The sequence below is a fragment of the Aeromonas sp. QDB17 genome, from assembly GCF_027705305.1.
GTDB lineage: Bacteria > Pseudomonadota > Gammaproteobacteria > Enterobacterales > Aeromonadaceae > Aeromonas > Aeromonas caviae.
In genome coordinates, this window is record NZ_JAPDBP010000021.1 from 36961 (window position 1) to 60769 (window position 23809).

28 protein-coding genes are annotated in these 23809 nt (G+C 55.5%); 7 read left to right on the forward strand and 21 right to left on the reverse strand.

Going from position 1 to position 23809, the window contains the following annotated elements; genetic code table 11:
- The first annotated feature begins 96 nt into the window (after positions 1–96).
- The 6 genes from OKC41_RS16640 to OKC41_RS16665 all read left to right on the forward strand — a co-directional run bounded on the left by OKC41_RS16640 (position 97) and on the right by OKC41_RS16665 (position 12109).
- Entirely contained in the window at positions 97–2544 is a 2448-nt protein-coding gene (locus tag OKC41_RS16640; protein WP_270672172.1) for a type I restriction-modification system subunit M, read from the forward strand.
- Complete coding sequence (locus OKC41_RS16645) at positions 2544–3869, forward strand: restriction endonuclease subunit S (RefSeq protein ID WP_270672173.1); 1326 nt, start codon at positions 2544–2546, stop codon at positions 3867–3869. The genes OKC41_RS16640 and OKC41_RS16645 overlap by 1 nt, the downstream gene beginning before the upstream one ends.
- Before the next feature lie 437 nt (positions 3870–4306).
- On the forward strand, positions 4307–6976 hold the full coding sequence (locus OKC41_RS16650; protein ID WP_270672174.1) for a TrlF family AAA-like ATPase: 2670 nt from the start codon (positions 4307–4309) through the stop codon (positions 6974–6976).
- Positions 6977–7024: 48 nt separating this feature from the next.
- Entirely contained in the window at positions 7025–8245 is a 1221-nt protein-coding gene (locus tag OKC41_RS16655; RefSeq protein WP_270672175.1) for an RNA-binding domain-containing protein, read from the forward strand.
- Between the two features lie 22 nt (positions 8246–8267).
- On the forward strand, positions 8268–11396 hold the full coding sequence (locus OKC41_RS16660) for an HsdR family type I site-specific deoxyribonuclease (protein WP_270672176.1): 3129 nt from the start codon (positions 8268–8270) through the stop codon (positions 11394–11396).
- Positions 11396–12109 carry a M48 family metallopeptidase gene (locus tag OKC41_RS16665; protein WP_005331303.1) on the forward strand — a complete coding sequence of 238 codons (714 nt, stop codon included), beginning with the start codon at positions 11396–11398 and terminating at the stop codon, positions 12107–12109. Before OKC41_RS16660 ends, OKC41_RS16665 begins: the two co-directional genes overlap by 1 nt.
- Positions 12110–12127: 18 nt before the next feature.
- Here OKC41_RS16665 and OKC41_RS16670 read toward each other — a convergent pair whose 3' ends face one another.
- The 17 genes from OKC41_RS16670 to OKC41_RS16750 form a co-directional block, all read right to left on the reverse strand.
- Positions 12128–13066, reverse strand: a complete 939-nt coding sequence (locus tag OKC41_RS16670; RefSeq protein ID WP_171269279.1) for a restriction endonuclease — start codon at positions 13064–13066, stop codon at positions 12128–12130.
- Between the two features lie 204 nt (positions 13067–13270).
- On the reverse strand, positions 13271–13675 hold the full coding sequence (locus tag OKC41_RS16675) for a type IV toxin-antitoxin system YeeU family antitoxin (RefSeq protein ID WP_270672177.1): 405 nt from the start codon (positions 13673–13675) through the stop codon (positions 13271–13273).
- 176 nt (positions 13676–13851) lie between these two features.
- Positions 13852–13992, reverse strand: a complete 141-nt coding sequence (locus OKC41_RS16680; protein ID WP_270672178.1) for a hypothetical protein — start codon at positions 13990–13992, stop codon at positions 13852–13854.
- A gap of 85 nt (positions 13993–14077) precedes the next feature.
- Positions 14078–14434: a hypothetical protein gene (locus tag OKC41_RS16685; protein ID WP_021137998.1), complete on the reverse strand. Its 357-nt coding sequence runs from the start codon at positions 14432–14434 to the stop codon at positions 14078–14080.
- Between the two features lies 1 nt (position 14435).
- Positions 14436–14978, reverse strand: coding sequence for a hypothetical protein (locus OKC41_RS16690; RefSeq protein ID WP_270672179.1), 543 nt, complete (start codon positions 14976–14978; stop codon positions 14436–14438).
- A 78-nt stretch (positions 14979–15056) separates the two neighbouring features.
- A complete protein-coding gene (locus tag OKC41_RS16695; RefSeq protein WP_270672180.1) occupies positions 15057–15419 on the reverse strand; it encodes a hypothetical protein in 363 nt (120 codons plus the stop codon).
- Positions 15416–15631: a hypothetical protein gene (locus OKC41_RS16700; RefSeq protein ID WP_021137995.1), complete on the reverse strand. Its 216-nt coding sequence runs from the start codon at positions 15629–15631 to the stop codon at positions 15416–15418. The genes OKC41_RS16695 and OKC41_RS16700 overlap by 4 nt, the downstream gene beginning before the upstream one ends.
- Entirely contained in the window at positions 15628–16137 is a 510-nt protein-coding gene (locus OKC41_RS16705; RefSeq protein ID WP_021137994.1) for a hypothetical protein, read from the reverse strand. Before OKC41_RS16705 ends, OKC41_RS16700 begins: the two co-directional genes overlap by 4 nt.
- A gap of 167 nt (positions 16138–16304) precedes the next feature.
- Complete coding sequence (locus OKC41_RS16710; protein WP_238138594.1) at positions 16305–16643, reverse strand: hypothetical protein; 339 nt, start codon at positions 16641–16643, stop codon at positions 16305–16307.
- Between the two features lie 24 nt (positions 16644–16667).
- Complete coding sequence (locus tag OKC41_RS16715) at positions 16668–16859, reverse strand: hypothetical protein (protein WP_021137992.1); 192 nt, start codon at positions 16857–16859, stop codon at positions 16668–16670.
- A complete protein-coding gene (gene radC / locus OKC41_RS16720; protein ID WP_021137991.1) occupies positions 16856–17353 on the reverse strand; it encodes a DNA repair protein RadC in 498 nt (165 codons plus the stop codon). The genes OKC41_RS16715 and radC overlap by 4 nt, the downstream gene beginning before the upstream one ends.
- 90 nt (positions 17354–17443) lie before the next feature.
- Positions 17444–17752, reverse strand: coding sequence for a hypothetical protein (locus OKC41_RS16725; protein ID WP_021137990.1), 309 nt, complete (start codon positions 17750–17752; stop codon positions 17444–17446).
- 244 nt (positions 17753–17996) lie between these two features.
- A complete protein-coding gene (locus OKC41_RS16730; RefSeq protein WP_270672181.1) occupies positions 17997–18155 on the reverse strand; it encodes a hypothetical protein in 159 nt (52 codons plus the stop codon).
- Positions 18156–18164: 9 nt separating this feature from the next.
- Entirely contained in the window at positions 18165–18590 is a 426-nt protein-coding gene (locus OKC41_RS16735) for a DUF2787 domain-containing protein (protein WP_270672182.1), read from the reverse strand.
- Between the two features lie 37 nt (positions 18591–18627).
- Positions 18628–19188, reverse strand: a complete 561-nt coding sequence (locus OKC41_RS16740; RefSeq protein WP_270672183.1) for a lecithin retinol acyltransferase family protein — start codon at positions 19186–19188, stop codon at positions 18628–18630.
- A gap of 84 nt (positions 19189–19272) precedes the next feature.
- Positions 19273–19905 carry a hypothetical protein gene (locus OKC41_RS16745; protein ID WP_247141956.1) on the reverse strand — a complete coding sequence of 211 codons (633 nt, stop codon included), beginning with the start codon at positions 19903–19905 and terminating at the stop codon, positions 19273–19275.
- Positions 19906–20001: 96 nt separating this feature from the next.
- Entirely contained in the window at positions 20002–20193 is a 192-nt protein-coding gene (locus tag OKC41_RS16750) for a hypothetical protein (RefSeq protein ID WP_200164040.1), read from the reverse strand.
- A gap of 482 nt (positions 20194–20675) precedes the next feature.
- On the opposite strand from OKC41_RS16750, the gene OKC41_RS16755 reads away from it, so the two are divergent.
- Entirely contained in the window at positions 20676–21023 is a 348-nt protein-coding gene (locus OKC41_RS16755; protein WP_029303609.1) for a helix-turn-helix domain-containing protein, read from the forward strand.
- 1 nt (position 21024) lies between these two features.
- On the opposite strand, the gene OKC41_RS16760 is transcribed toward OKC41_RS16755, so the two are convergent.
- From OKC41_RS16760 to OKC41_RS16775, 4 genes are all read right to left on the reverse strand, one after another.
- Positions 21025–21963 (reverse strand): hypothetical protein, encoded by a 939-nt coding sequence (locus tag OKC41_RS16760; RefSeq protein ID WP_052815691.1) that lies wholly within the window; start codon positions 21961–21963, stop codon positions 21025–21027.
- Positions 21960–22961: a YqaJ viral recombinase family protein gene (locus tag OKC41_RS16765; protein ID WP_128313512.1), complete on the reverse strand. Its 1002-nt coding sequence runs from the start codon at positions 22959–22961 to the stop codon at positions 21960–21962. Before OKC41_RS16765 ends, OKC41_RS16760 begins: the two co-directional genes overlap by 4 nt.
- A gap of 178 nt (positions 22962–23139) precedes the next feature.
- Positions 23140–23442 (reverse strand): helix-turn-helix domain-containing protein, encoded by a 303-nt coding sequence (locus tag OKC41_RS16770; protein WP_128313513.1) that lies wholly within the window; start codon positions 23440–23442, stop codon positions 23140–23142.
- Positions 23442–23792 (reverse strand): type II toxin-antitoxin system RelE/ParE family toxin, encoded by a 351-nt coding sequence (locus tag OKC41_RS16775; RefSeq protein ID WP_128313514.1) that lies wholly within the window; start codon positions 23790–23792, stop codon positions 23442–23444. Before OKC41_RS16775 ends, OKC41_RS16770 begins: the two co-directional genes overlap by 1 nt.
- Positions 23793–23809 lie beyond the last annotated feature (17 nt).

Consider the following 23809-nt stretch of genomic DNA (forward strand, 5'->3'; position numbering starts at 1 on the left):
ATCTCTGGCATGCTCACCCGTATGGGTGCAAACAATCGCCTCTTTTCGTTTTCCATGCGCCCTTGGCGCAAACTGACTCTTATTGGAACCCTTTCCATGGCTATCAAGAAAAACGAACTCTACTCCTCCCTGTGGGCCAGTTGCGATGAACTGCGCGGTGGCATGGACGCCTCCCAGTACAAGGACTATGTGCTCACCCTGCTGTTTGTGAAGTACGTTTCCGACAAGGCCAAGGGTAACCCCTACGCCATGATTGAGGTGCCGCACGGGGCGAGTTTTAGTGACATGGTGGCGCTCAAGGGGACCGCGAATATCGGCGAGGCGATCAACCTCACCATCTCGGCGCTGGCCGAAGCTAATGATCTCAAGGGCGTCATCGACATCGCCGACTTCAACGATGAGGACAAGCTCGGCAAGGGCAAGGAGATGATCGACCGCCTGACCAAGCTGATTGGCATCTTCGAGGGGCTGGATCTCTCCGCCAACCGCACCGAGGGCGATGATCTGCTAGGCGATGCCTACGAATACCTGATGCGCTACTTTGCCACTGAATCGGGCAAGTCCAAGGGGCAGTTCTATACCCCGGCCGAGGTGTCGCGCATTCTGGCCAAGGTGATCGGCATCAGTCGCCAGACGCCGCAAGATGCCACCGTCTACGACCCCACCTGCGGCTCCGGCTCATTGCTGCTCAAGGCCAGTGACGAGGCGGGACCCAAGGGGCTCACCATCTACGGTCAGGAGATGGATAACGCCACCAGCGCCTTGGCGCGCATGAACATGATCCTGCACGACAATCCGACCGCCAAGATCTGGAAGGGCAATACCCTGGCCGCGCCCCAGTGGAAGGAGGGCAACAACCAGCTCAAGTGCTTCGACTTTGCCGTCGCCAACCCGCCCTTTTCCAACAAGAACTGGACCAGCGGCCTGGATGCTGAGCACGATGAGTTTGGCCGCTTTGTCTGGGGGGTACCGCCGGAGAAAAACGGCGATTACGCCTTCTTGCTGCACATCATCAAGAGCCTCAACAGCCGTGGCAAGGGGGCGGTGATCTTGCCCCACGGCGTGCTGTTCCGTGGCAATGCCGAGGCGCGCATCCGCGAGAATCTGCTCAAACAGGGCTTTATCAAGGGCATCATCGGCCTGCCTGCCAACCTCTTCTACGGCACCGGCATTCCGGCCTGCATCATCGTCATCGACAAAGAGACGGCGCACCAGCGCGCCATCCAGGCCAACGGCTATACCAGCCAGCGCCTGTTTATGATCGATGCCAGTAAAGGCTTTATCAAAGATGGCAACAAGAACCGGCTGCGCGAGCAGGACATCCACAAGATTGTCGATACCTTTACCCGCGAGCAGGTGATCCCCCGTTACAGCCGCGCCGTGCCGCTCTCCGAGATCGCCGCCAACGACTACAACCTGAATATTCCGCGCTATATCGATGCCAGCGAGCCTGAAGATCTGCACGATCTGGCCGCCCACCTTAAAGGCGGCATTCCCAATCGGGATATCGACGCCCTGGGCGCTTACTGGCAGGTGTTTCCGACCCTGCGGGCCGATTTGTTTGCCCCGGCCCATGCGGGTTATAGCCATGGGTTGGTGGAGGCCGCCCAGGTCAAGGGCACCATACTGGCGCACCCCGAATTTGTCCGTTTTGCCACTGCTTCGCTTGAACCCTTCTCACGCTGGTTTACCGAGTGCCATCTGGCGGAGATAAAGCCGGGTGAATCGCCCAAGGCATTGATCGAGGAGATCAGCGAATCGCTGCTCGCCGCCTATGCGCCGCTGCCGCTGCTGGATAACTACGATATCTACCAACTGCTGATGGACTACTGGCATGCCGTGATGCAAGACGATGTCTATGTGCTCTGCCAGGATGGCTGGGCGGCGGGCAAGGTGCTGCGCGAGCTTAAAGTCGACAAGGGCGAAAAGCTTAAAGAGACGCCGGATCTGGTGCTGGGCAAGAGCAAGTACAAGGCCGAGCTGTTGCCACCGGTACTGCTGGTGGCCCGCTTCTTTAGCGATGAGCAGGCCGACATCGACGCCCTGCAGGCCGCCGCGGATGAGGCAAGCCAAGCCTTGGAAAGCTATCTGGAAGAGCAAGGGGGCGAGGAGGGGCTGCTGAGTGACGCGGCCAACGACGCAGGCAAGATCAACGCCGCCAGCCTGAAGGCGCGGCTCAAGCAAGCCAGTGATGCCGAGGAAAAGGCGGCACTAAAAACCGCCATCAAGCTGTTCGAAGCCGAAAGCCAGGCTAAAAGGGCGGTAAAAGAAGCGCAAGAGGCGCTGGATCTGGCTGTCTTTGCCCGTTACCCCAAGCTTCTTGATGCCGAAATCAAGCAACTGCTGGTGGAGGATAAGTGGCGCGCCAGTTTGCAGGCCGCCATCGAGGCGGAGATTGAGCGCATTACCCAGCAACTGGCCAACCGCGTCAAGGAATTGGAGGAGCGCTACAGCGCCACCTTGCCGCAACTGACCCAGCAGGTCAGCACCCTGGAGGCCAAGGTGGCCGCGCATCTCAAAAGCATGGGGCTGGAGTGGGCATAATGGCAGAGCAGATGATGCAAGACGCAGCAGGCAAGGCGATCCCGGCAGGCTATAAGCAGACCGAGGTGGGGGTTATTCCGGAGGATTGGGGGGTTTCATCGCTAAAGGATGTGGCATTCTTCGGTGGTGGTACTACTCCATCCCGGAGTCAATATGATCTTTTTTATAAAGATGGTCATCATCCTTGGGTGAAAACTTTAGATTTAAATAATGGACCTATTTTTGAGACGGATGAATATGTAACAGATGCTGCTTTGACTAATACAAGCCTGAGAAAGCATAAAGCAGGCTCTGTCCTCGTGGCCATGTACGGTGGTTTTAATCAAATTGGACGAACTGGTTTGTTGAGAACAGATGCTGCAATTAATCAAGCATTGTTGGCAATAATTCCAGATGGTTCAAAGCTTTATTCTGGTTTTCTATTGAGCCAACTGAATTACCATGTTGATTATTGGAAGTTAGTTGCTAGTAGCAGTCGGAAAGACCCGAATATAACAAGTACAGATATAAAAAATTACGAATTACCCCTTCCATCGGTGAAAGAACAAACCGCCATTGCCAATGTGCTGTCGGATAGCGATGCGCTGATCGATGCGCTGGAGCAGCTGATCGCCAAGAAACAGGCCATCAAAAGCGCCACCATGCAGCAACTGCTGACCGGCCGCACCCGCCTGCCCGCCTTCGCCCTGCGCCCCGATGGCACCCCCAAAGGCTATAAACCCAGCGAACTGGGAGAAATCCCGGAGGATTGGGAGGTTACTTATTTGCTGGATGTTGCAACTCTAATCCATGGTAAGGCCCACGAACCTTATGTCACGGAGGCGGGTAAATATATCGTAATTAACTCGAAGTTTGTTTCGACTGGAGGGGAAGTACGGAAATATTGCTCACAGAATGATTGTGCGGCAAGAAATGGCGATGTCTTGATGGTGTTAAGTGACCTTCCGAATGGGAAAGCATTGGCAAAATGCTTCTATGCCGATCAGAACAATGTTTACGCAGTTAATCAACGAGTCTGCATTTTTAGAACAAACATTATTGTTCCCAAGTATCTGTATCTTGTTCTGAATCGTCATAAATATTTTCTGGCGTTAGATGATGGCGTGACCCAAACGCATATTCTGAATGGCGATATTGCCAATTGCCAGTTATACGCTCCAGTTAACAAAGCAGAACAAACCGCCATCGCCACTATTTTATCCGATATGGATAACGAGCTGCAGGCATTGACCCAAAAGCTGGACAAGGCCCGCGCCTTGAAGCAAGGCATGATGCAACAACTGCTGACCGGCAAAATCCGCCTGCCGCTGACGGCGGGGGCATAGACAGGGCATAAGTGTAGCCCAGCCAGATGACCGCCTCTGCAGTGAGCTTTGCAACGAGCCCACCCTACACTGGATTTGCTTGAGCGTTGCTTGACTGGAACGGTTGTTTTGTCGTACTGATTTTATTATGTTGTTGATATATAAAAATTAATTTAATTCGGGTTGTTTGATGGTTGATTGCTAAACGTGATTGGCTGTCAAACCGCAAGAGCAGCCCGGCATAACGCGCCAAGCAAATACCAGCCTATAGCTTGGTTGCCTTCTGGGGCTAAAAATGAAAACAGGCTGCAGGTTAGCAGCCTCCAAAACTGAACCTCGGGATAGTGGTATGAACGCCGAAAGCCTGCGAACACCAGAAGTCATTGCCACCATGCAAACATTGCCGACTGGCATAAACCGTCTGGTGAAGCCCAACGATATCGATAGGGAGTGTGCTCATGATTGATCAAGATCTGGCTCCGGTTTATACCCAGGCCCGTTTTTTTAAATGTGCCTTGCAGGTTAACCCCGCTGGCTATATCGCCTATCGTGGGCAGTTGCAGGATCTATCTGAGGCCGAATACAACCAGCAGTTACTGGCGGCGGCACTGGAAGTCGGAGTCATGGTGATTGGGTTGGCGGATCATGGTTCTGTTGATGGGATGGAATCGTTGCGGACCTTGTTTAATCAGCATGGGATTGTGGTATTTCCGGGTTTCGAGATTGCCTCCAGCGAAAAGATTCACTTTGTATGTTTGTTCGATGAGAGTCTTTCGAGTCAAACGCTATATGGCTACCTGGGGGCATTAGGCGTGGATAGGACCCATCCTGCCGCACCGGTGCAAAAATCCGCGGCGCAAATTATTGAGTACATCAATGATCAGGGTGGTTTTATTTTTGCGGCTCATAGCACTAACGATGACGGCGTACTTAAACGCCGGATGGATCATGTCTGGCAACACAAGGGGCTGTTGGCGGCGCAGATTCCGGGATCTGTAGAGGATCTCAAAAGTGTAGAGAGTGATTTCTATCGCAAGGTATTTCTGAACAAAGAGCCTAACTACCGGCGAGAGCGGGAGATGGCGGCTATCAATGCCGCCGATGTGGCCAAACCGGACGATATTAAAGCCGATGGTGCATCCTGCCTTATCAAGATGACCCGCCCTTGTTTTGCTTCGTTTAAACAGGCCTTTTTAGATGCAGGATCCCGCGTGCGCTTGAATTCTGATAAGCCTGAAAATTTTGCATCGGGCATTGAGCGGGTGCGTGTTGTGGGGGGGTATCTGGATGGTGTGGATATTTCGTTTTCTGACCACCTGAATGCGGTGATCGGGGGCCGGGGCACTGGTAAATCGACCCTGCTGGAGTGCATCCGTTTTGCGCTAGCGTTGGAGCCATTTGGCAGATCGGCACAGCAACAGCACGATGCCATCGTAAAAAACAATTTGGGGCGGGAAAAGGGGCTGGTTGAAATTCAACTGCGTTCGGCCGCTATGAATGGCCGTAGGTTCAAGATCAGTCGCAAGTGGGGTGATCAACCTGTCGTACAGGACGAGCAAGGTAATATCTCGCCCTATCAACCGCGTGACTTGCTGCCAGGTATCGAGTTGTATGGGCAGAACGAAATCTACGAGATGACGCGTGATCCTCTCAGTCGTAATCGGCTTATCGAGCGTTTTTTGGATGGCGAACATGAACAATACGATGCCACCATTTCCAAGGCGTTGAATCGACTTAAAGATAACCGAGAATCCATCATCCGGGCTCTAGCGCAAAAGAACGAGATAGAGGGCGATGTCGAACGGTTGCCAAAACTCCAAGATCAAGCTAGTCAATTCCATGCTCTGGGGCTGGATGAAAAACTTAAAGTCATACCCAAGTTAGAGAAAGAGAAACAGTTAGATCTCCGGGTACGAGAAGAAATCCATCGCTTGCAGGAGGCGGTGACCAATCTCAAAGACAGTCAGCCAGATCTGGCTTTTTTGAGTGACAGTGCGCTGGAATCTTTGCCTCACTCTGCACTATTACAGCAACAACGTGAGGCGTTAGAACAGTTGGCTCACGCTGTGATGCAGACCATAACTCATTTTGAAGTGCAAATCCGACAGTCAGGCGAGACATTAGCACCCCTACAGCTACAGCTTCAGGAGGGCATTGCAGCCGAGGAACAAGCGCTTGAGGCTGCATTTAAGGAGATCCCTGCTGCGCAGGGTAAATCCGGCCGCCAGATTGGTGCCGAATATCAATCCTTGCTCAAACAGATTGAACAGATCCGCCCTAAACAAAGTGCATTGCAAACCCGTCAGGCACAGATCGATGAGCTTTATATTCAACGAAAAAAAATGCTGCTGGAGTTGGCTGAGGCGATCAGTGAACGTTCCAGCGCAATGCAAAAATCTGTAAAACGGCTGAACAAAAAGCTGGAGCAGAAAGTCAGGCTTGAATTGCAAAACGAAGGGGATCGCCAGCCGTTAATGCAGTTTCTTGACCAATGTAACCTGGATGGCGTGGGTTCCAAGCGTCTGGCTTGGGTGATGGAGGGGGAATTCTCTTCGGCTAATCTGGCTGCAACTATTCGGTTGGGAGAAGAGTCGTTAAGAGCGTCCAATTGGGGAATCACCCCTACGGTTGGTCAAGCGTTGTGCCGGTTGCCTGAGAGTTCTTTGCTGGAGATGGAAGAGCTGACTTTACCCGATACCATGGCCATATCGTTGAATGTGACTCATGGCGCTAGTGATGCGCACTTTAAATCGATAGATGAGCTTTCCACTGGACAGCAATGCACTGCGGTTTTGCATCTATTGCTTTTGGATAATCAGGACCCGCTGATCCTGGATCAGCCCGAGGACAATCTGGACAATGCTTTTATTGCTGAACGCATTGTGTCGGAATTGCGACGGGCCAAACTGACCAGACAGTTCCTGTTCGCTACGCACAATGCCAATATCCCGGTATTTGGTGATGCCGAATGGATTGGTGTACTCAGCGTCGAAGAGAACCGAGGACAGATCTTGCCTCATGAGCAGGGGGCTATCGATGTGCCCGAAATCCAGCGGCTAGCGGCCGATATTCTTGAAGGCGGTAAAAGTGCTTTTAATCAGCGCCGGGAAAAATACGGGTTTGAGTAAGCCAAATATGACGCTCGGAATTTTCCGATGTCTGGAGAGTAAATCGACATGTTAAGAACAGAATTGTTAGAAATCATCGCCAGCGGGGAAAACTCAGGGATTGAGTTTAAACGCGATGATATTCGCCCTGAGCAACTGGCGATTGAGGTTGTGGCCATGGCGAACTTTCAGGGGGGTAAGGTGCTGCTGGGTGTTGAGGATGACGGCACCATCAGCGGCATTCAAAGAGCGGATCTGGAAGAGTGGGTGATGAATGTTTTTCAAAGCAGAATTCACCCGATGATTTTGCCTTTCTACGAGATAGTTCGACTAGATGACGAAAAGGCCGTTGCTGTCATCAGCTTTCCCCAAGGCATTTCGAAACCCTATGTGGTTCGGGACCGAGGGCGGGAAGATGTATATATCCGTGTCGGCTCCACTTCGCGAATTGCCACTCGTGAGCAGCAAATGAGGCTCTTCGAGCTGGGAGGCATGTTGCATACCGAGGTAATGCCTGTTCCTCGCACGGACATCAGTTGTTTGGATGATGCGCGGCTGTCGGACTACTTCCGGAACATTTTGCGTGATCCAGATGTTCCCGAAACCCAGGAACAATGGCAGACCCGTTTGCTTGGTTTGAGCTTTTTAACCGAAGCTGGGGGTAACATCTGCTGCACAGTAGCCGGTCTGGTACTGTTTGGCAAAAATCCGCGCCGCTATCTGAAGCAGTCAGGCCTGAGAGTGATGGCATTTAATGCCCCCGACAAAGAGTATCAGGCAGTGCTTGACGATATTCTGGATGGCCCCATGGTTGGCCGCTGGGATATTGAGGAGGGGGAACGGTGTCTAGTGGATGGTGGGTTGATTGAGCGATTTATTGAACAAATGAAGCCATTTATCTCTCAGGAGGCTGATCAGATCGATGCGGGGCTACGTCGGGAAACTCAATGGTTTTATCCCCTTGAAGCGGTGCGTGAATCTTTGATCAATGCCCTTGCGCATCGTGACTGGACCCGGTTTGTTGAAATCGAAGTAGTCAATTATTCAGACCGCTTTGAAGTGATTAGTCCGGGTGCTCTTAATAACTCAATGACGGTGGATAAGATGAAGGCGGGTCAGCGTTCTCCTCGCAACACCATAATCATGGAAGTGCTTCGTGATTACGGCTACGTCGATTACCGCGGCATGGGCGTCAGAACCAAGATTGTGCCTCTCACCAGGCAACTGACCGGCAAGGATCCCGAGTTTGTTGTGACGGATGATTACCTTAAAACCGTTTTGTATCGTTAGTGAAAACAAAAGGATTGTTAACGTGATAGTCGGCCAACGGGAGCGGGCAACCCAGAACCGCGTCATCAAGTTATTTCAAGCGGAGCTGGGCTATCGCTATCTGGGGGATTGGCATACACGGGAGAACAACCGGAATGTCGAGCCGGAACTGCTGACCGCTTGGCTGGTGGGACGGGGAGTGGACGCGGTGCTTATCCCTAAGGTGCTAAGGCAACTGGATCGGGCGGCGAGCCTGGGCGAAGGGCGCATCCTCTATGACGCCAACAAGGAGGTCTATCGCCTACTGCGTTATGGCGTGAAGGAAAAAGTAGGGGCAGGCGAGCAAAACCAGACCGTCTGGCTTGTTGACTGGACCAATCCGCAGGCCAACGACTTTGCCATTGCCGAGGAGGTCACGGTCAAAGGCGAGAATAAGAAACGGCCGGATCTGGTGCTCTATGTCAACGGCATTGCCCTTGGCGTCATTGAGCTCAAGCGCTCTACCGTCTCTGTCTCTGAAGGTATCCACCAGAACCTGGATAACCAGAAGAAGGATTTTATCCGTAACTTCTTCACCACCATGCAGCTGGTGATGGCGGGCAACGACACCCAGGGGGTGCGCTACGGCACCATTGAAACCCCCGAGAAGTACTATCTGGAGTGGAAAGAGCCAGCCGATCCAATTCATTCCGACCATGTCGAGCAGCCGGGTGCCAATCTGCTGGACCAGCATCTGGCGCAGTTGTGCAGTAAGGCGCGCTTTCTGGAGCTGATCCACGACTTTATCGTGTTTGATGCGGGCACCAAGAAGACCTGCCGCCATAACCAGTATTTCGGCATCCGTGCCGCCAAGGCCTATATCCGCCGCCGGGATGGCGGCATCATCTGGCACACCCAAGGCAGCGGCAAGAGCCTGACCATGGTCTGGTTGGCCAAGTGGATCCGCGAAAATGTGACCGACAGCCGGGTGCTTATCATCACCGACCGTACCGAACTCGATGAGCAGATCGAGAAGGTATTCAGTGGGGTGGAGGAGGAGATCCTGCGCACCAAAAGCGGTGCCGATCTGGTGACCCGTCTGCATGCCCATAACCCTTGGCTTATCTGCTCGCTGGTACACAAGTTCGGTCGCACGCCAGAAGGCGAGTCGGATGACGAAGATGATGGCAGCTCGGATGATTTTATTGCTGATATGCGCCGCAGTTTGCCCTCGGACTTCAGCCCCAAGGGGCAGCTGTTTGTGTTTGTCGATGAGTGCCACCGAACTCAGTCCGGCAAGCTGCATGGGGCTATGAAGAGCCTGTTGCCAGAGGCGCTGTTTATCGGTTTTACCGGCACACCGCTGATGAAGCAGGACAAAAAAAAGTCCATCGAGGTCTTTGGCCCCTACATTCACACCTACAAGTTCAACGAGGCGGTGAGTGATGGCGTGGTGCTGGATCTGCGCTACGAGGCGCGGGATATCGATCAGCGGGTCAAATCCCAGAAAAAAGTGGATGAGTGGTTCGATACCAAGACCAAGGATCTCTCGCGGCTGGGCAAGCAGCAGCTTAAACAGAAGTGGGCCTCAATGCAGAAGCTGCTCTCCAGTCGTTCGCGGCTGGAGCAGATAGTGGCCGATATTCTGCTCGACTTCGAGCGCAAGCCCCGGCTGGCCGATGGTCGTGGCAATGCCATGCTGGTCTGCGCCAGCGTCTATCAAGCCTGCAAAAGTTACGAGATGTTCAGCCAGGCCGGTTTTGCTGGCAAGTGCGCCATCGTCACCAGTTACCAACCCAATGCCAGCGAGATCAAGGGCGAGGAGACGGGCGAGGGGCTGACGGAGAAGCTGGCCAAGTACAACATCTATCGCAAGATGCTGGCCGACTATTTCGAGCAGCCGGAGGATGAGGCGGCTAAGCGGGTCGAAGAGTTTGAAAAACTGGTCAAGCAGCGTTTTATCAAAGAGCCGGGCCAGATGCGGCTGCTCATTGTCGTGGATAAGCTGCTGACCGGTTTTGATGCCCCCTCTGCCACCTACCTCTATATCGACAAGAAGATGGCTGATCACAACCTGTTCCAAGCCATCTGTCGGGTGAATCGGCTGGATGGTGACGACAAGGAGTACGGCTACATCATCGATTACAAAGACCTGTTCAAGTCGCTGGAGAAGACGGTCAACGACTATACGGCCGAGGCCTTCGCGGGTTATGACAAGGAGGATGTGGCCGGGCTGCTCAAGGATCGACTGGCCCAGGCCAAAGAGGATCTGGATAACGCTCTGGAAGCCGTTCGTGCCTTGTGTGAGCCGGTGAAGGCGCCCAAGTCGCAACTCGATTATCAGCATTATTTCTGTTGTGAGCCGGGAGCCGATGAAGAGACGTTGAGCGAGAAAGAGGCATTGCGGCTGACCCTCTATCAGTTGGTGGCCAAGTTGATCCGCGCCTTTACCAATCTGGCGGGTGAGCTGGAGGAGGCGGGTTACAGCGCCTCGCAGGCCGCCTCGATCAAGCAGGAGGTCGAACACTTCGCCAAGGTCCGGGATGAGATCAAGCTGGCCAGTGGTGATCTGGTGGATATGAAGCAGTTCGAGCCGGGCATGCGCCAGATGCTGGATCTGTGGGTGGATGCCGACCCCAGCGAGACGCTGATGGACTTTGAGGAGCTGGGGCTGCTGGAGCTCATTATCCAGCGCGGCCCCGAGGCGCTGGATGGGTTGCCCAAGGAGATGCGCGACAATCAGGAGTCGATGGCCGAGGCGATTGAAAACAACGTGCGCCGGACCATCGTCGATGAGAACCCGGTCAACCCCAAATACTACGAGAGGATGTCGGTGCTGCTCGATGAGCTGATCGATCTGCGCCGCCAGCAGGCCATCTCCTATCAGGAGTATCTGGAAAAGGTCCGCGAGCTGGCCAAGCAGGTGAAATATCCACAGAGCCATAGCCAGAGCGCCTACCCAGAGAGCATAGACACGGCAGCCAAACGGGCACTCTATGACAATCTGGGCAAGGATGAGCTGCTGGTGGCCAGGATTGATACCGCCGTGCGTTATACCAAGAAGGCCGATTGGTATGGCGATCGCTTCAAGGAGCGGGAGATCGCGTTTGCCATTGCCGAAGAAACCAAGGGATACGATGTGACCGTTGCCGAGGTGATGGAGCTGGTGAAAGCGCAGCAGGAGTACCACTGATGCCCCTGATCACCATTGGTGAGCTCACGCTGGAGTTGCAGCATAAGGGGATCAAGAACCTGCACATCAATGTGCTGCCCCCTGATGGTCGCGTGCGCGTCTCGGCCCCGGCGTCGCTGTCACAGACGGCCATCAGAATGGCCGTGGTCAGACGCTTGCCGTGGATCCGGCAGCAACAGGCCCACTTTCAGGCGCAGCCACGTCAGAGCGAGCGCCAGATGTGCAGCGGCGAGACGCACTACCTTTGGGGACGGGGCTATCGATTGGAGGTGATCCCGGTTGAGGGAGCGCACAGCGTCAAGCTACAAGGGGGGTGGATCCGGATGCGGGTTCCCGCTCATTATGACGCCGCGAAGCGAGAAGCCTTGCTACTGGGCTGGTATCGCCAATTGCTACGCCAGCGGCTGCCGATATTGATGGCCAAGTGGCAGGCCTTGCTCAACGTCACCCCTTCGTTTGTCGGTATCAAACGGATGAAGACCATGTGGGGGAGCTGCAAAACAGATACATCCCGCATCTGGATCAACCTCGAATTAGTCAAGAAGCCCCCTGAATGCCTGGAATTTATTGTGGTGCACGAGCTGGTTCACCTGTTAGAGCGCAAACATAACCAGCGATTTATCACACTGATGGATACCCATCTGCCCAACTGGCGCGAGCATCGCGAGAAGCTCAACAAGATGCCGCTGGCATTTAATCGGTGGGGGTATTAGGGCTGGTTTAGCCACGATTTATTCTTCCAAAAAGTAATCTGAATCCAGGGTTTTAATGGTGAGGGTCTGGCGGGTAGTGACGCCGACGCCGTATTCGATCATCAGGGCGGCAAGACGGGCACCGTCGATCAGCACGATGCGCTTCTCAATCAGTCCGACATACTCCTGCGCCTCACGGCTAAAGCTGGAGGTGGTGATAAAGACCCCCTTGCGGGCCTTGTGCAGATCCAGCGCCCCCGCGAAGGACTGGATCTCGGGACGCCCCACGGTTTTGTCGGTGTAGCGCTTTGCCTGCAGGTAGATGGAGTCGAGCCCCAACCGGTCTTCCTTGATGATGCCATCGATGCCGCCATCGCTTTGGTAACGGGTGGTGCGGGCGGCATCCTGCTGGCTGCCGCCATAGCCCATGGCCACCATCAGATCGACCACCAGCTGTTCAAAGAAACGAGGGGAAAGGCCCAAGATCTCGGCAAGCAGGTCATCGGCAAGGGAGCGATTGATGGCAGATAGTGCCTGCTCAATCTGCTCTTGAGGGGTGCTGGCCTGCTCTGGTGTTGGCGTGTCTGTCGGGATCGCTATGGCTTGTTGCGTATTGCCTGCGCTCTCACTGGAGGCCAGGGTAAACGCCACGAACTCGTTGAATTGGGCCAGATAGCGGTTGTCGATAGTATGTCCCGAGACTAGCGCCGCCTTACCCCGTTCGGTGATAAGGCAAATGCCCCGCTTGGGTTGCTCGATGAGTCCTGCCTTGACCAGATAGGTCTTGGCCCAGCCAACCCGGCTGCGCAGCGTGGTTTGGCGACCACTGGGCAAGGTGTCAGCCAACTGCTCCGGAGTAAAGGCGTAGTGCTGGCAAACCCGCTCGAATACCTCACGTAGAGAGCGGGCGACACCATCGGCCAATACCTTGAGCACGGCAGGCATCATGGCTTCATAGCTGGGCAGGGTTTCTTTCATCGGGCAACCAGATCGAGATAAAACAGGGGCTTATCTTGTCACAGCGACCTACTTGGGGCCAGTTGGTATCGAAGTCACTGGGAGCAACCTCAAAAAAAACAGCGTCACCAAAAAAAGGGAAGGTCATGAATTGGCCTTCCCCAAGACCCACCCACTTATCACGGACGAGTAGGTTTAAAAATGTTACCACAAGCGGATGTGTGGTCACGCCTTGCGGTCAGGATTGGCGTCCATGCTCGCCGCAGGGTAAATACAGATATAGACATAGCCATGGCTACCGAGGGTGTCGGCTTCGCAGGTAAAGCCGCCGTGCTGGATAGTGATGCAGTGCTGACGTTGAGCATCCAGCTCGCCGGTTAGCAGCTTGGCTTCCAGAGCCTTGATGACCTCCGGGAAAGCCAGGTCGAGCTTGGCTATCTGCGTCTCACTCCATTCACCGATCAGACTGGCCCGATCGGATAGAAAATCGAGCCGGTAGCGACTCTGTATCAGACGAGCGCCAAAGCGTGGCGTCACGGTATGGGGCAAACCCCACTGTGCAAAAATCCGAGTGGGGTGGTCTGGCGCTACGGGGTGTTGGTTGTTGGTGTGGGTGGTTGTCGTGGTCATGATTAGCGATACCTCAGTTGAATGTCGATGCAGGTGCCGGGCACGTTGTGGCGCTGGCGTAGTCTGGTCAGGTGCTCAGGGAGTTCGGTCAGGTTTGTCAGCCGCCCCCGGTAGAGCCGAGAAAGATTGATGTAGTCGGGATGGCTCACGGTGATGGTCACCTGATGCCCAGGTTGCTAACGAGCAAACAGGCGGGCTTTGGCTTGCTTGATGGTGGTGATGCCGGGAGCGGGTAGTGTCTGACGGTTTCGCAGGTGCAGTTTGTTGAGCTCGGGGGCATAGCGATGCACCTCGAGTCCGGTGATAAGACGGGTCATGTTCGGTGACTCCAATGATGCAAGGGGCCAGCCTTTGAGGGCTGGCCCTTTATGTTGTTTGTGGATGAGCGGAGACAGTAGGGCGTCAACGAGCGCAGTCAGCCATCTCATTGATAACCGGCTTGCAATTGAGCCGGTCTAGCAGGTGCCGCGAGCCGTATTGAGCCACCAGCCGGGCGATGGCCATTTGAGCGCAGGTCGCTCTGCTGGGCTTATTCTCAGGGATTGCGTAACGCGCAGTGAGCCAGCCGCCGAGCAATGCGATGCGGTAGCCGCTTGGGATGTGAGTGAGCGACGTACCGATGCCCCTCCCGTGAATGAGAAAGGGCACAGCTTGTCCGCCGATGTCGATATCCATGCGCTGCCCCTTGAGCTCGAAGGTAGTGAGCTCGCCGGTTTGCGGATGTTTGCCGGGCACCTTGATGGTGATGTGTTTGGCCATTTCATACCTCCGGCTTGCTTTCAACGTGGTGGGTCACAGTGTTGGCCTCGGGGTCGATACTGATAAACGCCGGGGCTTGTGGGTGGTAGTGGTATAGCCGCGCCAATTCAGCGCGAAACGCCTCGACGTTTGGCGCAATCACATGGCTGGTATCTCCCTCGGCATAGGTAAAGGTCTCCAGCTTCTCGGTATTAATCCAGATACCGAAGTACCAGGCGTCTTCCTCGGTATCGTATTGCTGCCAACCTTGAGCCAGTAGCGTCCGGTCGTAGTAGTAGCGGTCAGCCTGATGGCTACCCCGGTCGATGCGGCAACCCGTCACAGTGAGCTCGAACGGGATACGCCCCGCTTGGTGAGCCTTCTTGACTCTGCGCAGCAGCTTGAGGGCTTTGGTTCTGCTGCGGCCATTACCGAGCGGTTGCGGCTGCCTGGCCCGCAATCCCAGGTGGGTCATTATCTTCGGCGCGGTGCTGTGGTTGAGCTGACCGATGGCTGTGGTTATCTGCCGAGCGGTCAGGGTTTTGTAATCACTCAGGTCGTGCATGGGTGGGGTCCTTAAAATGCAAACAGCCCCTCGGTGTGAGGGGCTGCATGAGGTCTTGTTTGTACTGGTGGCCGTGACTCAGGTATGACTACTCCAATCCGGCGTGTCGTTACTGCCGTGGTTGACGTAGGCTCCAACAATCACCCGTTGCCACTCGCCGACCGGTTGACCCGCTGCATTACAGGCGCAGCGAAAGCGGGCGAAGTGAATCTCTCGTGGCAGGTGTTCACGCATATCCCGTGGACTGACAAAGAGCGTGGTCTTGTGCAACACAGGGTTGGGGGCCACCAGCGGGCCACCAATACGTCGCCCCTCCACATCGTGGGCATAGGCAAAGCCCGGCAGCATCAACTGCTGACTGATGAGCTTGGCAAGCCCTGAGTGAGCACACATGGCCTCCGCTACGGAGGCCTGGCTAAAGCTGTCGTTGAATTCGATCATGGGTGTTTCTCCATTTCTGCAGGTGCACGGTAAGCCGCTGCCAACACCGCAAATTTTTCGACCAGGTAACTGATGCTGATGCCCAGTTCATCACTGGCCCCATCACGCAGACGGTGATGCAGGTGTGCCATGTCCTCGGCGATACGTTGGGCTAGCACGGCTGTGCTGTCCGGCTGTGAACTCGTCATGGTCAGGGTGGTGGAGAGATTCATCGCATCTCCCCCCAGGGGGCTTGCTCCCACAGTGACAGGCGGGTCAGCACGTCTTGCGCCATGGCCTGCTGCAACTGCTGTATTACCTTTACCAACCGAGGTGCCTGCTCTGGACTCCCGGTCCATTCGCTCGATTGGTACAGGGCGCAGCAGGTGAATTTGTACAGAGCCACCAGCTCGGTATCGGTGAGTGGTGTCTGGTGGTAATGGTGGGCAGGTTTAAATGGACTTAGCTTGGTAGAGGCATGTTGGCGTGACTCCTTACGCTCCTGCTGACGCCCCAGCTGATAGCGACGCCAGACTGCACGGTGGTTGGCGAGCATCATCAACCGTACCAGCCTGTCTATTCGCCACGTCCAGGTACTGGTCGTATCTACTGGCGGGTTCCACCAGAGGGTGCGCAACAACTCAAGGGTGTAATGAGGTGGCATGGGTGCGTTGCAAAAGCGGTGCAACTGCACGGCAAAGGCCAGGTAATCCTTGCGGTCGATCATAAAAGCAGACATGTGGATGAATCCTTGAAATGAACAAGGCCACCTTGGTGAGGTGGCCTTGGGGGTTGTGTCGGGATATCCGGATCATGGTGTTGGACCTGATGATCCTGGTTTGATGACCCAGGTTATCTGGTGGAAATGTGATCGGTATGCATGTTATTCGGCGATCGTCATGCATGTTATTGCTGTGCCCGCGCTGCGTCTTGGTAAGCCGCATCGAACAGGATGGCGTAGAGCGCACAATCAATGCCGTTGACGGCGTCGTGGTGCGGGTAATAGGGCGGTGTGTCGCTGGAGCATTCGAAGTAGTCGCCAAAACAACTGAGGCACTCGCGGATCTCGATGGTGGATCCCCGCAGCAAGGTCTCTTCAAACTGCTTGGCATAACCCTCGTCGTCACGGGCCTTGGTGACGGCCTTTTCCAGCAACGTCAGCGCATCCTCGTTGCAGGCGGTTGTCAGGCCATGGCGTAGCTTGCCCAGGGTTTCCTCAAGGGCATAGGGATTGGGTAATCGCATGGTGCGTGTCCCTTCTTGGATTGGCTAACGGCGCAGATGATGCAGCAGCGCATCGATGGCCTCGACACAATCGCTCTGGGTGAGTTGGTAGCCGCTCGGCAGGTGAGCCACGATGGCGGGCTCGGCCTGCATCTCGACGTTGTCAGCAAGCCAGCAACGCAATTCGAGGATGATATCGAGGGCGGTGAGGTGGGTTTTGTCTGGAGTAAGGCTCATAGCTGACCTCTTTCGGCCAGGGATACCATGCCCTCAGCGCCAACTACCAGATGGTCGAGCAGTCGCACATCCACCAGCGCCAAGGCCTCTTTGAGGGCTTGGGTAAAGACCCGGTCAGATTGACTGGGTTCCGGGTCACCGCTGGGGTGATTGTGGACGGCGATGATGGCCCCGCAGTTGAGTAGCAAGGCCCGCTTGACCACTTCCCGTGGGTAGATGCTGGCACTGTCGAGAGTGCCGCGAAATAGCTCCTCAAAGGCCAGTACACGATGTTGGGAGTCGAGGAACAGTGCACCAAACACTTCGTGCTCCCGGTCCTGCAGCAAGGTTTGTAACCGTTCGGCGGCCTCAGTGGTACTGGTGATAGCGGTGCCTTTGGCCAGGCGTTTGCGGGCAATCTGGTTGGCGATGCGCAGCAGGTCTTGCTCGGTCACTGGTTCGGTGACGACATAGGTGCCGGGGCATTCCCCAGCTTTCAGTTTGTGGTAACGCATGTAGGGTTCTCCAAATAAACAAAACCCCGGCACGCATGAAGCATGTCGGGGTTAAAGGTAGAGCGGTTGTTGGTTCACTTTGAGGGTAGTTCAGTTGGTCTTGGTGGCGGCTTCTGCTCCTGCTCCGGCTGTAGGGGCACGCTTCACCGGCATCAGCAATCCGGGGACCTGCAGGGTGAGCGGGATAGCGAGCGCAACGCTCAGCCGTTCCGCCAGCTCATAGGCTTGGCCGATAGTGTCGTAGTCAGCTATCCAGGTAGCCAGCGCCAATCCACTGGCTTCTACCGCTCGCAAGTAAACGCCGTAGCCGTGCACGGGCAGGGCGCTGCCCCGAACCACTTGCGTCTCGCCATTACGATTGATGGCTTCAAGTTCAACGGCTACCGGTTGTTTTGGCATCTTGTGCCTCCTCTTGGGGTAAGGGGCCACTCTCCACACGATAGCCGTGATGGATGCAGGCACGCTGCAGGTCACTCATAAAGCTTCCCAGCACGCGGGGCTGCTCAGAGAGTGGGACGGGTCCTGCCTGGCTGCGCCAGAAACAGCGACGCTTAGGGTCCACACAGATTTCATCCACGGGCTGGCTCATGGTGTGCCAGTCCTCGGCATTGGTGAGGGAGAGCAGTTGCCACTGCACGCCAGATCAACGCACTTGCAAGGTGACTGTGCGGGCTGGTGGGCTATTCGGTGTCAGGTGCAGCAGCCAACGCTGACCACTGCGAGTGGGGGTTAGCTTGGCGCTGGTGGCGACTCGTCCCAGCCACTGGCGTGAGTAGTGGGAGAGAGCTAATTCTTGGGTCATCGTGACCTCCTAATCTCCTGCGACCGTGACGCTGAAGCATTCCAACCGGCAGTAGGCAATGAAGTTGCTTTGCCAGATATCGAACAATTCCCGCGCTTCGGCCAGCCGCAGCGGTCCCCAGCCCAACATGGTGTGTTCCCCATCGAGGAAGTTGAAGTCGATCTCCTTGCAGAGCTCGGCATCATGGCCGAGCCCCTGGTAGCTGAAGTCGGTGACGTAATCGAACAGCCAGTCGTCAAGACCGCGCACCAAGCGTATCTCGACCGGATGTATGCCGCCTTGCTCGGCGCTGTAACCGGGGTTACGGAAGTTGAAGGTCAGCTGGGTGCAGCGCCCCAGATCGAGATCGGTTCGTTCGGCTTCCTGACTGAGCAGAGCCAGCAGGGCGGGGGTGACGGGCAGGGCAAAGCCGTCCCGGTAGAAGGGAATAGTCATAGGTTGTGCTCCTTGTTGTGCGAGGGTAGGCAGTGGCTCAGTCGGTGAGCCAGGACCAGAGGCGGCTGACTGCGTGAAGGGCTAATGCGCCGGTTGCCAGGGGGACCCAGCTTGGCGATGTCGCGAGGGTGGTCAGGGTGATAGCAGAGGTGGCGAGCGTTATGTAATCAGACGTGGTGCGCTCGCGGCTCAACACAGTCATAGCTGGGGGAATGATAGTAGTCTGTGGAGTACGAAGGGCCGCTTTCGCCACCGCCGTTGCTACCTGACTAACCTGTGTCGAGTGGTGGATACCGTGGATGCACCACATCACGAAGTGTTCACAGTTACTGAACAACACATCGTATCGATGCTCGCCCAGCCGTGTGCGGGCACGTTTGAGGCTCGCTGTTCGGTCATACCGCCTGACAGGGCAAAATTTGCACCAGACCGGCTTACCATCGGAAAACGCATCCAGAGAGGTCATCACGATTTCACCGGGTAGGCCGAGATTAGGCCCCTGGTAGTGGATAACGAGGTCGCCCCCGACATAGAGGCCGTGGTGGGTATAACCGAGGCGAGCGGTCACCAGATGATCGCCTGGGGTGAATCGAGACATGAAGTTAACTCCTTGTGGTCAGGCATAAAAACGAAACAGGGCACCTTGTGGGTGCCCTGTTATCAGTGTGGAAAAGTGACGACGCTATTTGTGCAACGTCAGGGTACGGGAATCCCAGGCCCAGGTTTCGGCAGGGTTGCCTGGCAGGGCCAACGTGAAGCCGTTGGTGTCATGCTTCAGCTTGCCAAGGTCGCTACAGGTGCCGAAGGTGGGAGTGAGCAGGGGAAGTGCATCCGAACGGATGACGGCCAGCTGATAGAGTACTGGGCAGGCGACTCCCCCGGTGTTGAGTTCGAGTAACACGGCTTTTCCCTGAGCCAGTGGTTGCTCATGTTTGATGGTAATGGAATGGTACATGTCAGTGCTCAACAGTACCTGCTCGCCATTGGCTACCTCGATGGTGCCGTCGTCTTGCTGGCTGATGGATAGTCCAGGTGAGGTTGGGGCCGAGAATTTGGGTTCGAAATAGACACTCCCGTTTGAGTAGGTCACCATGGCGCCGTTGAGCGATACCGGTTTCCCTACGAGCTCGATAAGCCCTCCCTCATCGTCGGCATCGGTGAGTAATTCCACATTCCCTTTGCCTGGCACTTCTATCCAATATTGCAGACTGGCATAGCCGAGTGTTCCGCTGAGGGTGGTGGGGATTTTCGATTCAATCTGTAGTGCATCATCGGCAGCAAAGGTTGTGCCCGAGCAACTTAGCAGAGCTACCATCGTTGCCACTCGTAGCATTCGCATTATTTGCATATTTTTGAATCCCATTGGTCGGGGCCATAAAAAGAAAGGGCATCATGACGATACCCTGTGATGTTATATCTTCAGAGAACGCTTCGCGCCTTCTTTGGCAGCTAAAATCTTGATGAATTCAGGAGCCCATTTTCTACCTGTAACAATATCAATAATCGCCTCGTCGCTCATCTTAGGTACTTTATAAATGAGCTTGATAATAAGACCACCTAAGCTATTGCCATTTATTGTTGTGAGTGTTTTAAAAAGACCCATATTGTCAACCTTAATTATTAATCCTTGACGCATAAGCATGTGCATCAGGTGAACGCTATGTCAGTCTTTGCAAATCAACCAGTAAAATAATCCAGCCAAAATTGGGTCGATAAGCAGTCCGAGCATGAACCAACCCCAGAATGAGCGCCCGTTGCCAGAGGCAACAATACCTAGCAGTAGAGCAAGTCCGATCCATAGCAGTGGGATTAACATGTTTGTTCTCCATTTCATGATTTTTGGCAATAGGAACCTATCCGACGAGATGGTCGGTTGGTTGAGCGTGATAAACGTGTTGTCAGCAGGCGTGCTGGCAGATGACCAAAGCCATCGTGGGAGAGTCAGGTGTTAGATCGTAGGGAGAGCTCCATTCAATTCAGGTCCATGTATTTCAATGAAAAAGATCTAATAGGTTGATATTCAACCCTACAGGTCCTTCATGTCAATGGGTCTCCATTCAACCATATGGGTTGATTGGAGGACTTATGACGAACATCAAAGTTGAGTTGCTGGCTAAAAGCGTGGGTAAGGCGATTGGGCGGCAGCGCCAGCAGGCGGGACTGACCCAGGAACAGGTGGCAGAGCACCTAAAGATCGGGATGGAAGCCGTCTCTCGGATGGAGCGCGGTATCGTGGTGCCGACCATTGCCCGGCTGGCTGAACTGGCTCAGCTGTTTGGGTGCGAGCTGGCCGATTTCTTGCGCGAAACCAGCCCGCGCCCAACTGAGCAGGGTATCGTCTTGGGGCAGAAACTCGCCCGGCTGGACAGCGACGACCGGGCATTGCTGCTGGAGACATTTGAGCGGTTGGTCGAGCGCCTGGCCAAATCCTGAGTTAGGGTGTACCGGGTGCCGGTGTGGCGTCCTTGCCTAGCTTGTTGGTTAACGGGGATGCCCGTGCTCGCGTTCCCCGTGGCTGGGCCACTGTTTGCGGTGCTGGTTCGGCAGTCGAATGCTCCCCTTCCTCCACCTGGGGGTAAAACTCTTCCAGCAGCATTGGCACCTCTTCATCCACTTCCTCGAACTGACCATTGCGCAGTAGCGCCCGCGCCACGGCTTCCATCTCGCTAATCGTCAGCCCAGCCTCATCATCCAGCAACGCTTCCTGCCGTGCCTGACAGACTGCCTCAGTCAGGGTCAGTTCATCGCGCAGGGTCAAATCCACGTAGTAGACCGGGGTACGGTAGGACTGGGTGGTGCTCTTGGCCCGCAGCCGTAAGGTCAGCGGCAGGTAGCGAGTCAGGCCACCACTCACCGCCTCAAAGTACTTGAGCCGTGCCGCCAGGGTCCGTACCGAGTTATAGCCGGTGGTGCGAAAGATAAAGCTGCCGAGTTCATCCCCCTGTCCCTCCACAAACAGGTTCAGTCGTCCGTACAGCTTGCAGCCCTGCTGCTGGCCATAAGGGCAGCGCTCCGGACCGGGGCAACTGACCTCCTCCATCCCTTGTGCCCCCACCCGTTTAGCCATCTCTCCATTGCCGACACAGAGCGGTCTGCCAGTTTGGCGGTCAAAGGCGCTGTACTCTGCCCGCAGGTTCAGGTCGCTGTCATTGAACAGCACCCGCACCGGAATGGCGCGGATCTTGGCCTGCTCATGCCCTTGAGCGAACTGCTGATGCAAGGGATGGAGTAACCATCCCCCCTTTTGCTGGACCTGGGTGGTGAGGGTGAAACTGTCGTCCTTCTCCGGCACCCATTTCCCCTCTTTCTGTACCAGCCTGCCAATACAGATCCGCCCGATCACGGGCGGGGTAATCGCTAGTCCTTTGATCATGGTGTGTGTCTCCTGGCAGTGTGAACTGCCTGAATGGTGAATCGGCGTGAGCCGGGCACCGGTTTGACGTAGTGGCTGAGCAGGTCGGGATGATCCTGACCGAGCCGGTCCAGATCGGGCGCCAGCCGATCCTTGCTGCGTTTCCAGGTGATCTTGCCGTCGGCAAAGAGTCCCGCAGTGGCCTCGCCCAACGTGGCCTGTAGCCGCTGCTTGATCTGCGATTCGCGTAGCTCCACTTCCTCCTTGTGCTCACGCAGATGCAGCAACTCCCCGAACAGCTGGTTGAACTCGGGCGAATCGGAGAGATCGACGGTTTCCCCGTCATCGCGGGGAAATAGCCAGGCTAGCGCCGAGCCTGCATCTTCCGAGCCATCGGGATCGGGTTGCTGGTCACTCGTGACCTGATGCCAGAACTGCGCTTCTCGTTCGGTGAGATCCCGGATCTTCTCCTCGTCGCGCTCGATGCGGTAAATCCGAAAATCCTGACCCCCGATGAGCACCGCCACTTCCGCCCAGGCATGACCGGTGACGGCCAGCTGATGCAGTACCTGACACTGGTAGGCGACCGGCACGCCTTCCTCCCATTGCGGCGCACTGTGATAGCTGGCGGTTTTGATTTCGAGGATGCCGGGGCCGTCGGGGTGGCCCACCACCTCCCGGTCGAGATTGGCGAGCATAAACAGATGCTCCGGGTGCTGGAGTACCGCATTGACCCGACGCACCCGATAACCAGTGCGCTTGGCGTAGACCTGTGCCAAGACCGGTTCGAGCTCGATACCCCACAACACAGCTTCTTTGTGGGAGATATCTTCCGGCTCCTTGCGCCCGGTTTTCTCCAGCCACAGCGACAGCGGGCACTTATAGGGCGAGAGGCCCACCGCCACGGCGGCATCGGACGAGCCGAGCCCCAGCTTGCGGATCGCCAACCACTGTTCGCGAGAGAGGTCGGTGGTGGAGGCTAAACGAATGGCCTGACCGTATTTGGCTTTTGCTTTCATCATTGCTCCTTGTCGGCGGCATAAACATTCCCGCCCGGATTGGCTTATACCAGTCCGGGTAAGGGGATTTTTGCTATCTGATGGAATGAAAAAGAGGCTGCAAATGCAGCCTCAGGATAGGGGTGTTGAAGAGCGATCTACATTGGTAGATGCCTGTTATCGGGTCGTCGCAACGGCGTCAGACGTTGAATCCGATGTGTCGTCCGGTTGGCAACTCGACATCCACACGCAGCTTGCCGCCCATGGCTTCGACATAGCGTTTCATGGTGGATAGCTTGATATCACTGCCACGTTGCTCCATCGCCACGACGGCAGGCTGACTGACACCGAGTGCCTTGGCCAACTCAACCTGCGACACCTCCAGCTCTTCGCGTAACGCCTGTATACGCACCTCCAGCAACAGCTCGTTAGCCATTTCCTGGATGCGTTGCCGACTCTCTTCTGAACGGGAGGCCAGCAAATCGTCTAGTGTTCTTCCCATTACTTTTCCTCCAACTCAGCCAGATGCCTGGCGTACTGTGCCTCTGCCAACGGCAGCATCTCTTTGTAAAACCGCTTCTCGTTCCCGCCCTTGTTACCAGCACATAGCACGATGGCTTGTCGCAACGGGTCAAAGGCGAAGAATGCACGTAGCGGCTCTCCCTGATGCTGCACCCTCAGCTCTTTCAAGTTTGTAAAACGCGAGCCCTTGATGGTATCGACCAAGGGGCGGCCTATCGATGGGCCACCCTGCGCCAAGGCGAGTAGTCCAGCCAAGACTTTTTCCTGCGTCGCGTCATCTTGCACATCAAACCAAACATCAAACAGCTCGGTCGTTTTTACTGTCCACATAGCGCACCAATATAATC

What these genes read in the sequence shown, in the direction of transcription:
- OKC41_RS16640 (WP_270672172.1), top strand. Translation starts at nt 97, where the DNA reads ATGGCTATCAAGAAAAACGAACTCTACTCCTCCCTGTGGGCCAGTTGC.
- OKC41_RS16645 (WP_270672173.1), top strand. Translation starts at nt 2,544, where the DNA reads ATGGCAGAGCAGATGATGCAAGACGCAGCAGGCAAGGCGATCCCGGCA.
- OKC41_RS16650 (WP_270672174.1), top strand. Translation starts at nt 4,307, where the DNA reads ATGATTGATCAAGATCTGGCTCCGGTTTATACCCAGGCCCGTTTTTTT.
- OKC41_RS16655 (WP_270672175.1), top strand. Translation starts at nt 7,025, where the DNA reads ATGTTAAGAACAGAATTGTTAGAAATCATCGCCAGCGGGGAAAACTCA.
- OKC41_RS16665 (WP_005331303.1), top strand. Translation starts at nt 11,396, where the DNA reads ATGCCCCTGATCACCATTGGTGAGCTCACGCTGGAGTTGCAGCATAAG.
- OKC41_RS16670 (WP_171269279.1), bottom strand. Translation starts at nt 13,066, where the DNA reads ATGAAAGAAACCCTGCCCAGCTATGAAGCCATGATGCCTGCCGTGCTC.
- OKC41_RS16675 (WP_270672177.1), bottom strand. Translation starts at nt 13,675, where the DNA reads ATGACCACGACAACCACCCACACCAACAACCAACACCCCGTAGCGCCA.
- OKC41_RS16680 (WP_270672178.1), bottom strand. Translation starts at nt 13,992, where the DNA reads ATGACCCGTCTTATCACCGGACTCGAGGTGCATCGCTATGCCCCCGAG.
- OKC41_RS16685 (WP_021137998.1), bottom strand. Translation starts at nt 14,434, where the DNA reads ATGGCCAAACACATCACCATCAAGGTGCCCGGCAAACATCCGCAAACC.
- OKC41_RS16690 (WP_270672179.1), bottom strand. Translation starts at nt 14,978, where the DNA reads ATGCACGACCTGAGTGATTACAAAACCCTGACCGCTCGGCAGATAACC.
- OKC41_RS16695 (WP_270672180.1), bottom strand. Translation starts at nt 15,419, where the DNA reads ATGATCGAATTCAACGACAGCTTTAGCCAGGCCTCCGTAGCGGAGGCC.
- OKC41_RS16700 (WP_021137995.1), bottom strand. Translation starts at nt 15,631, where the DNA reads ATGAATCTCTCCACCACCCTGACCATGACGAGTTCACAGCCGGACAGC.
- OKC41_RS16705 (WP_021137994.1), bottom strand. Translation starts at nt 16,137, where the DNA reads ATGTCTGCTTTTATGATCGACCGCAAGGATTACCTGGCCTTTGCCGTG.
- OKC41_RS16710 (WP_238138594.1), bottom strand. Translation starts at nt 16,643, where the DNA reads ATGCGATTACCCAATCCCTATGCCCTTGAGGAAACCCTGGGCAAGCTA.
- OKC41_RS16715 (WP_021137992.1), bottom strand. Translation starts at nt 16,859, where the DNA reads ATGAGCCTTACTCCAGACAAAACCCACCTCACCGCCCTCGATATCATC.
- radC (WP_021137991.1), bottom strand. Translation starts at nt 17,353, where the DNA reads ATGCGTTACCACAAACTGAAAGCTGGGGAATGCCCCGGCACCTATGTC.
- OKC41_RS16725 (WP_021137990.1), bottom strand. Translation starts at nt 17,752, where the DNA reads ATGCCAAAACAACCGGTAGCCGTTGAACTTGAAGCCATCAATCGTAAT.
- OKC41_RS16730 (WP_270672181.1), bottom strand. Translation starts at nt 18,155, where the DNA reads ATGACCCAAGAATTAGCTCTCTCCCACTACTCACGCCAGTGGCTGGGA.
- OKC41_RS16735 (WP_270672182.1), bottom strand. Translation starts at nt 18,590, where the DNA reads ATGACTATTCCCTTCTACCGGGACGGCTTTGCCCTGCCCGTCACCCCC.
- OKC41_RS16740 (WP_270672183.1), bottom strand. Translation starts at nt 19,188, where the DNA reads ATGTCTCGATTCACCCCAGGCGATCATCTGGTGACCGCTCGCCTCGGT.
- OKC41_RS16745 (WP_247141956.1), bottom strand. Translation starts at nt 19,905, where the DNA reads ATGGTAGCTCTGCTAAGTTGCTCGGGCACAACCTTTGCTGCCGATGAT.
- OKC41_RS16750 (WP_200164040.1), bottom strand. Translation starts at nt 20,193, where the DNA reads ATGGGTCTTTTTAAAACACTCACAACAATAAATGGCAATAGCTTAGGT.
- OKC41_RS16755 (WP_029303609.1), top strand. Translation starts at nt 20,676, where the DNA reads ATGACGAACATCAAAGTTGAGTTGCTGGCTAAAAGCGTGGGTAAGGCG.
- OKC41_RS16760 (WP_052815691.1), bottom strand. Translation starts at nt 21,963, where the DNA reads ATGATCAAAGGACTAGCGATTACCCCGCCCGTGATCGGGCGGATCTGT.
- OKC41_RS16765 (WP_128313512.1), bottom strand. Translation starts at nt 22,961, where the DNA reads ATGAAAGCAAAAGCCAAATACGGTCAGGCCATTCGTTTAGCCTCCACC.
- OKC41_RS16770 (WP_128313513.1), bottom strand. Translation starts at nt 23,442, where the DNA reads ATGGGAAGAACACTAGACGATTTGCTGGCCTCCCGTTCAGAAGAGAGT.
- OKC41_RS16775 (WP_128313514.1), bottom strand. Translation starts at nt 23,792, where the DNA reads ATGTGGACAGTAAAAACGACCGAGCTGTTTGATGTTTGGTTTGATGTG.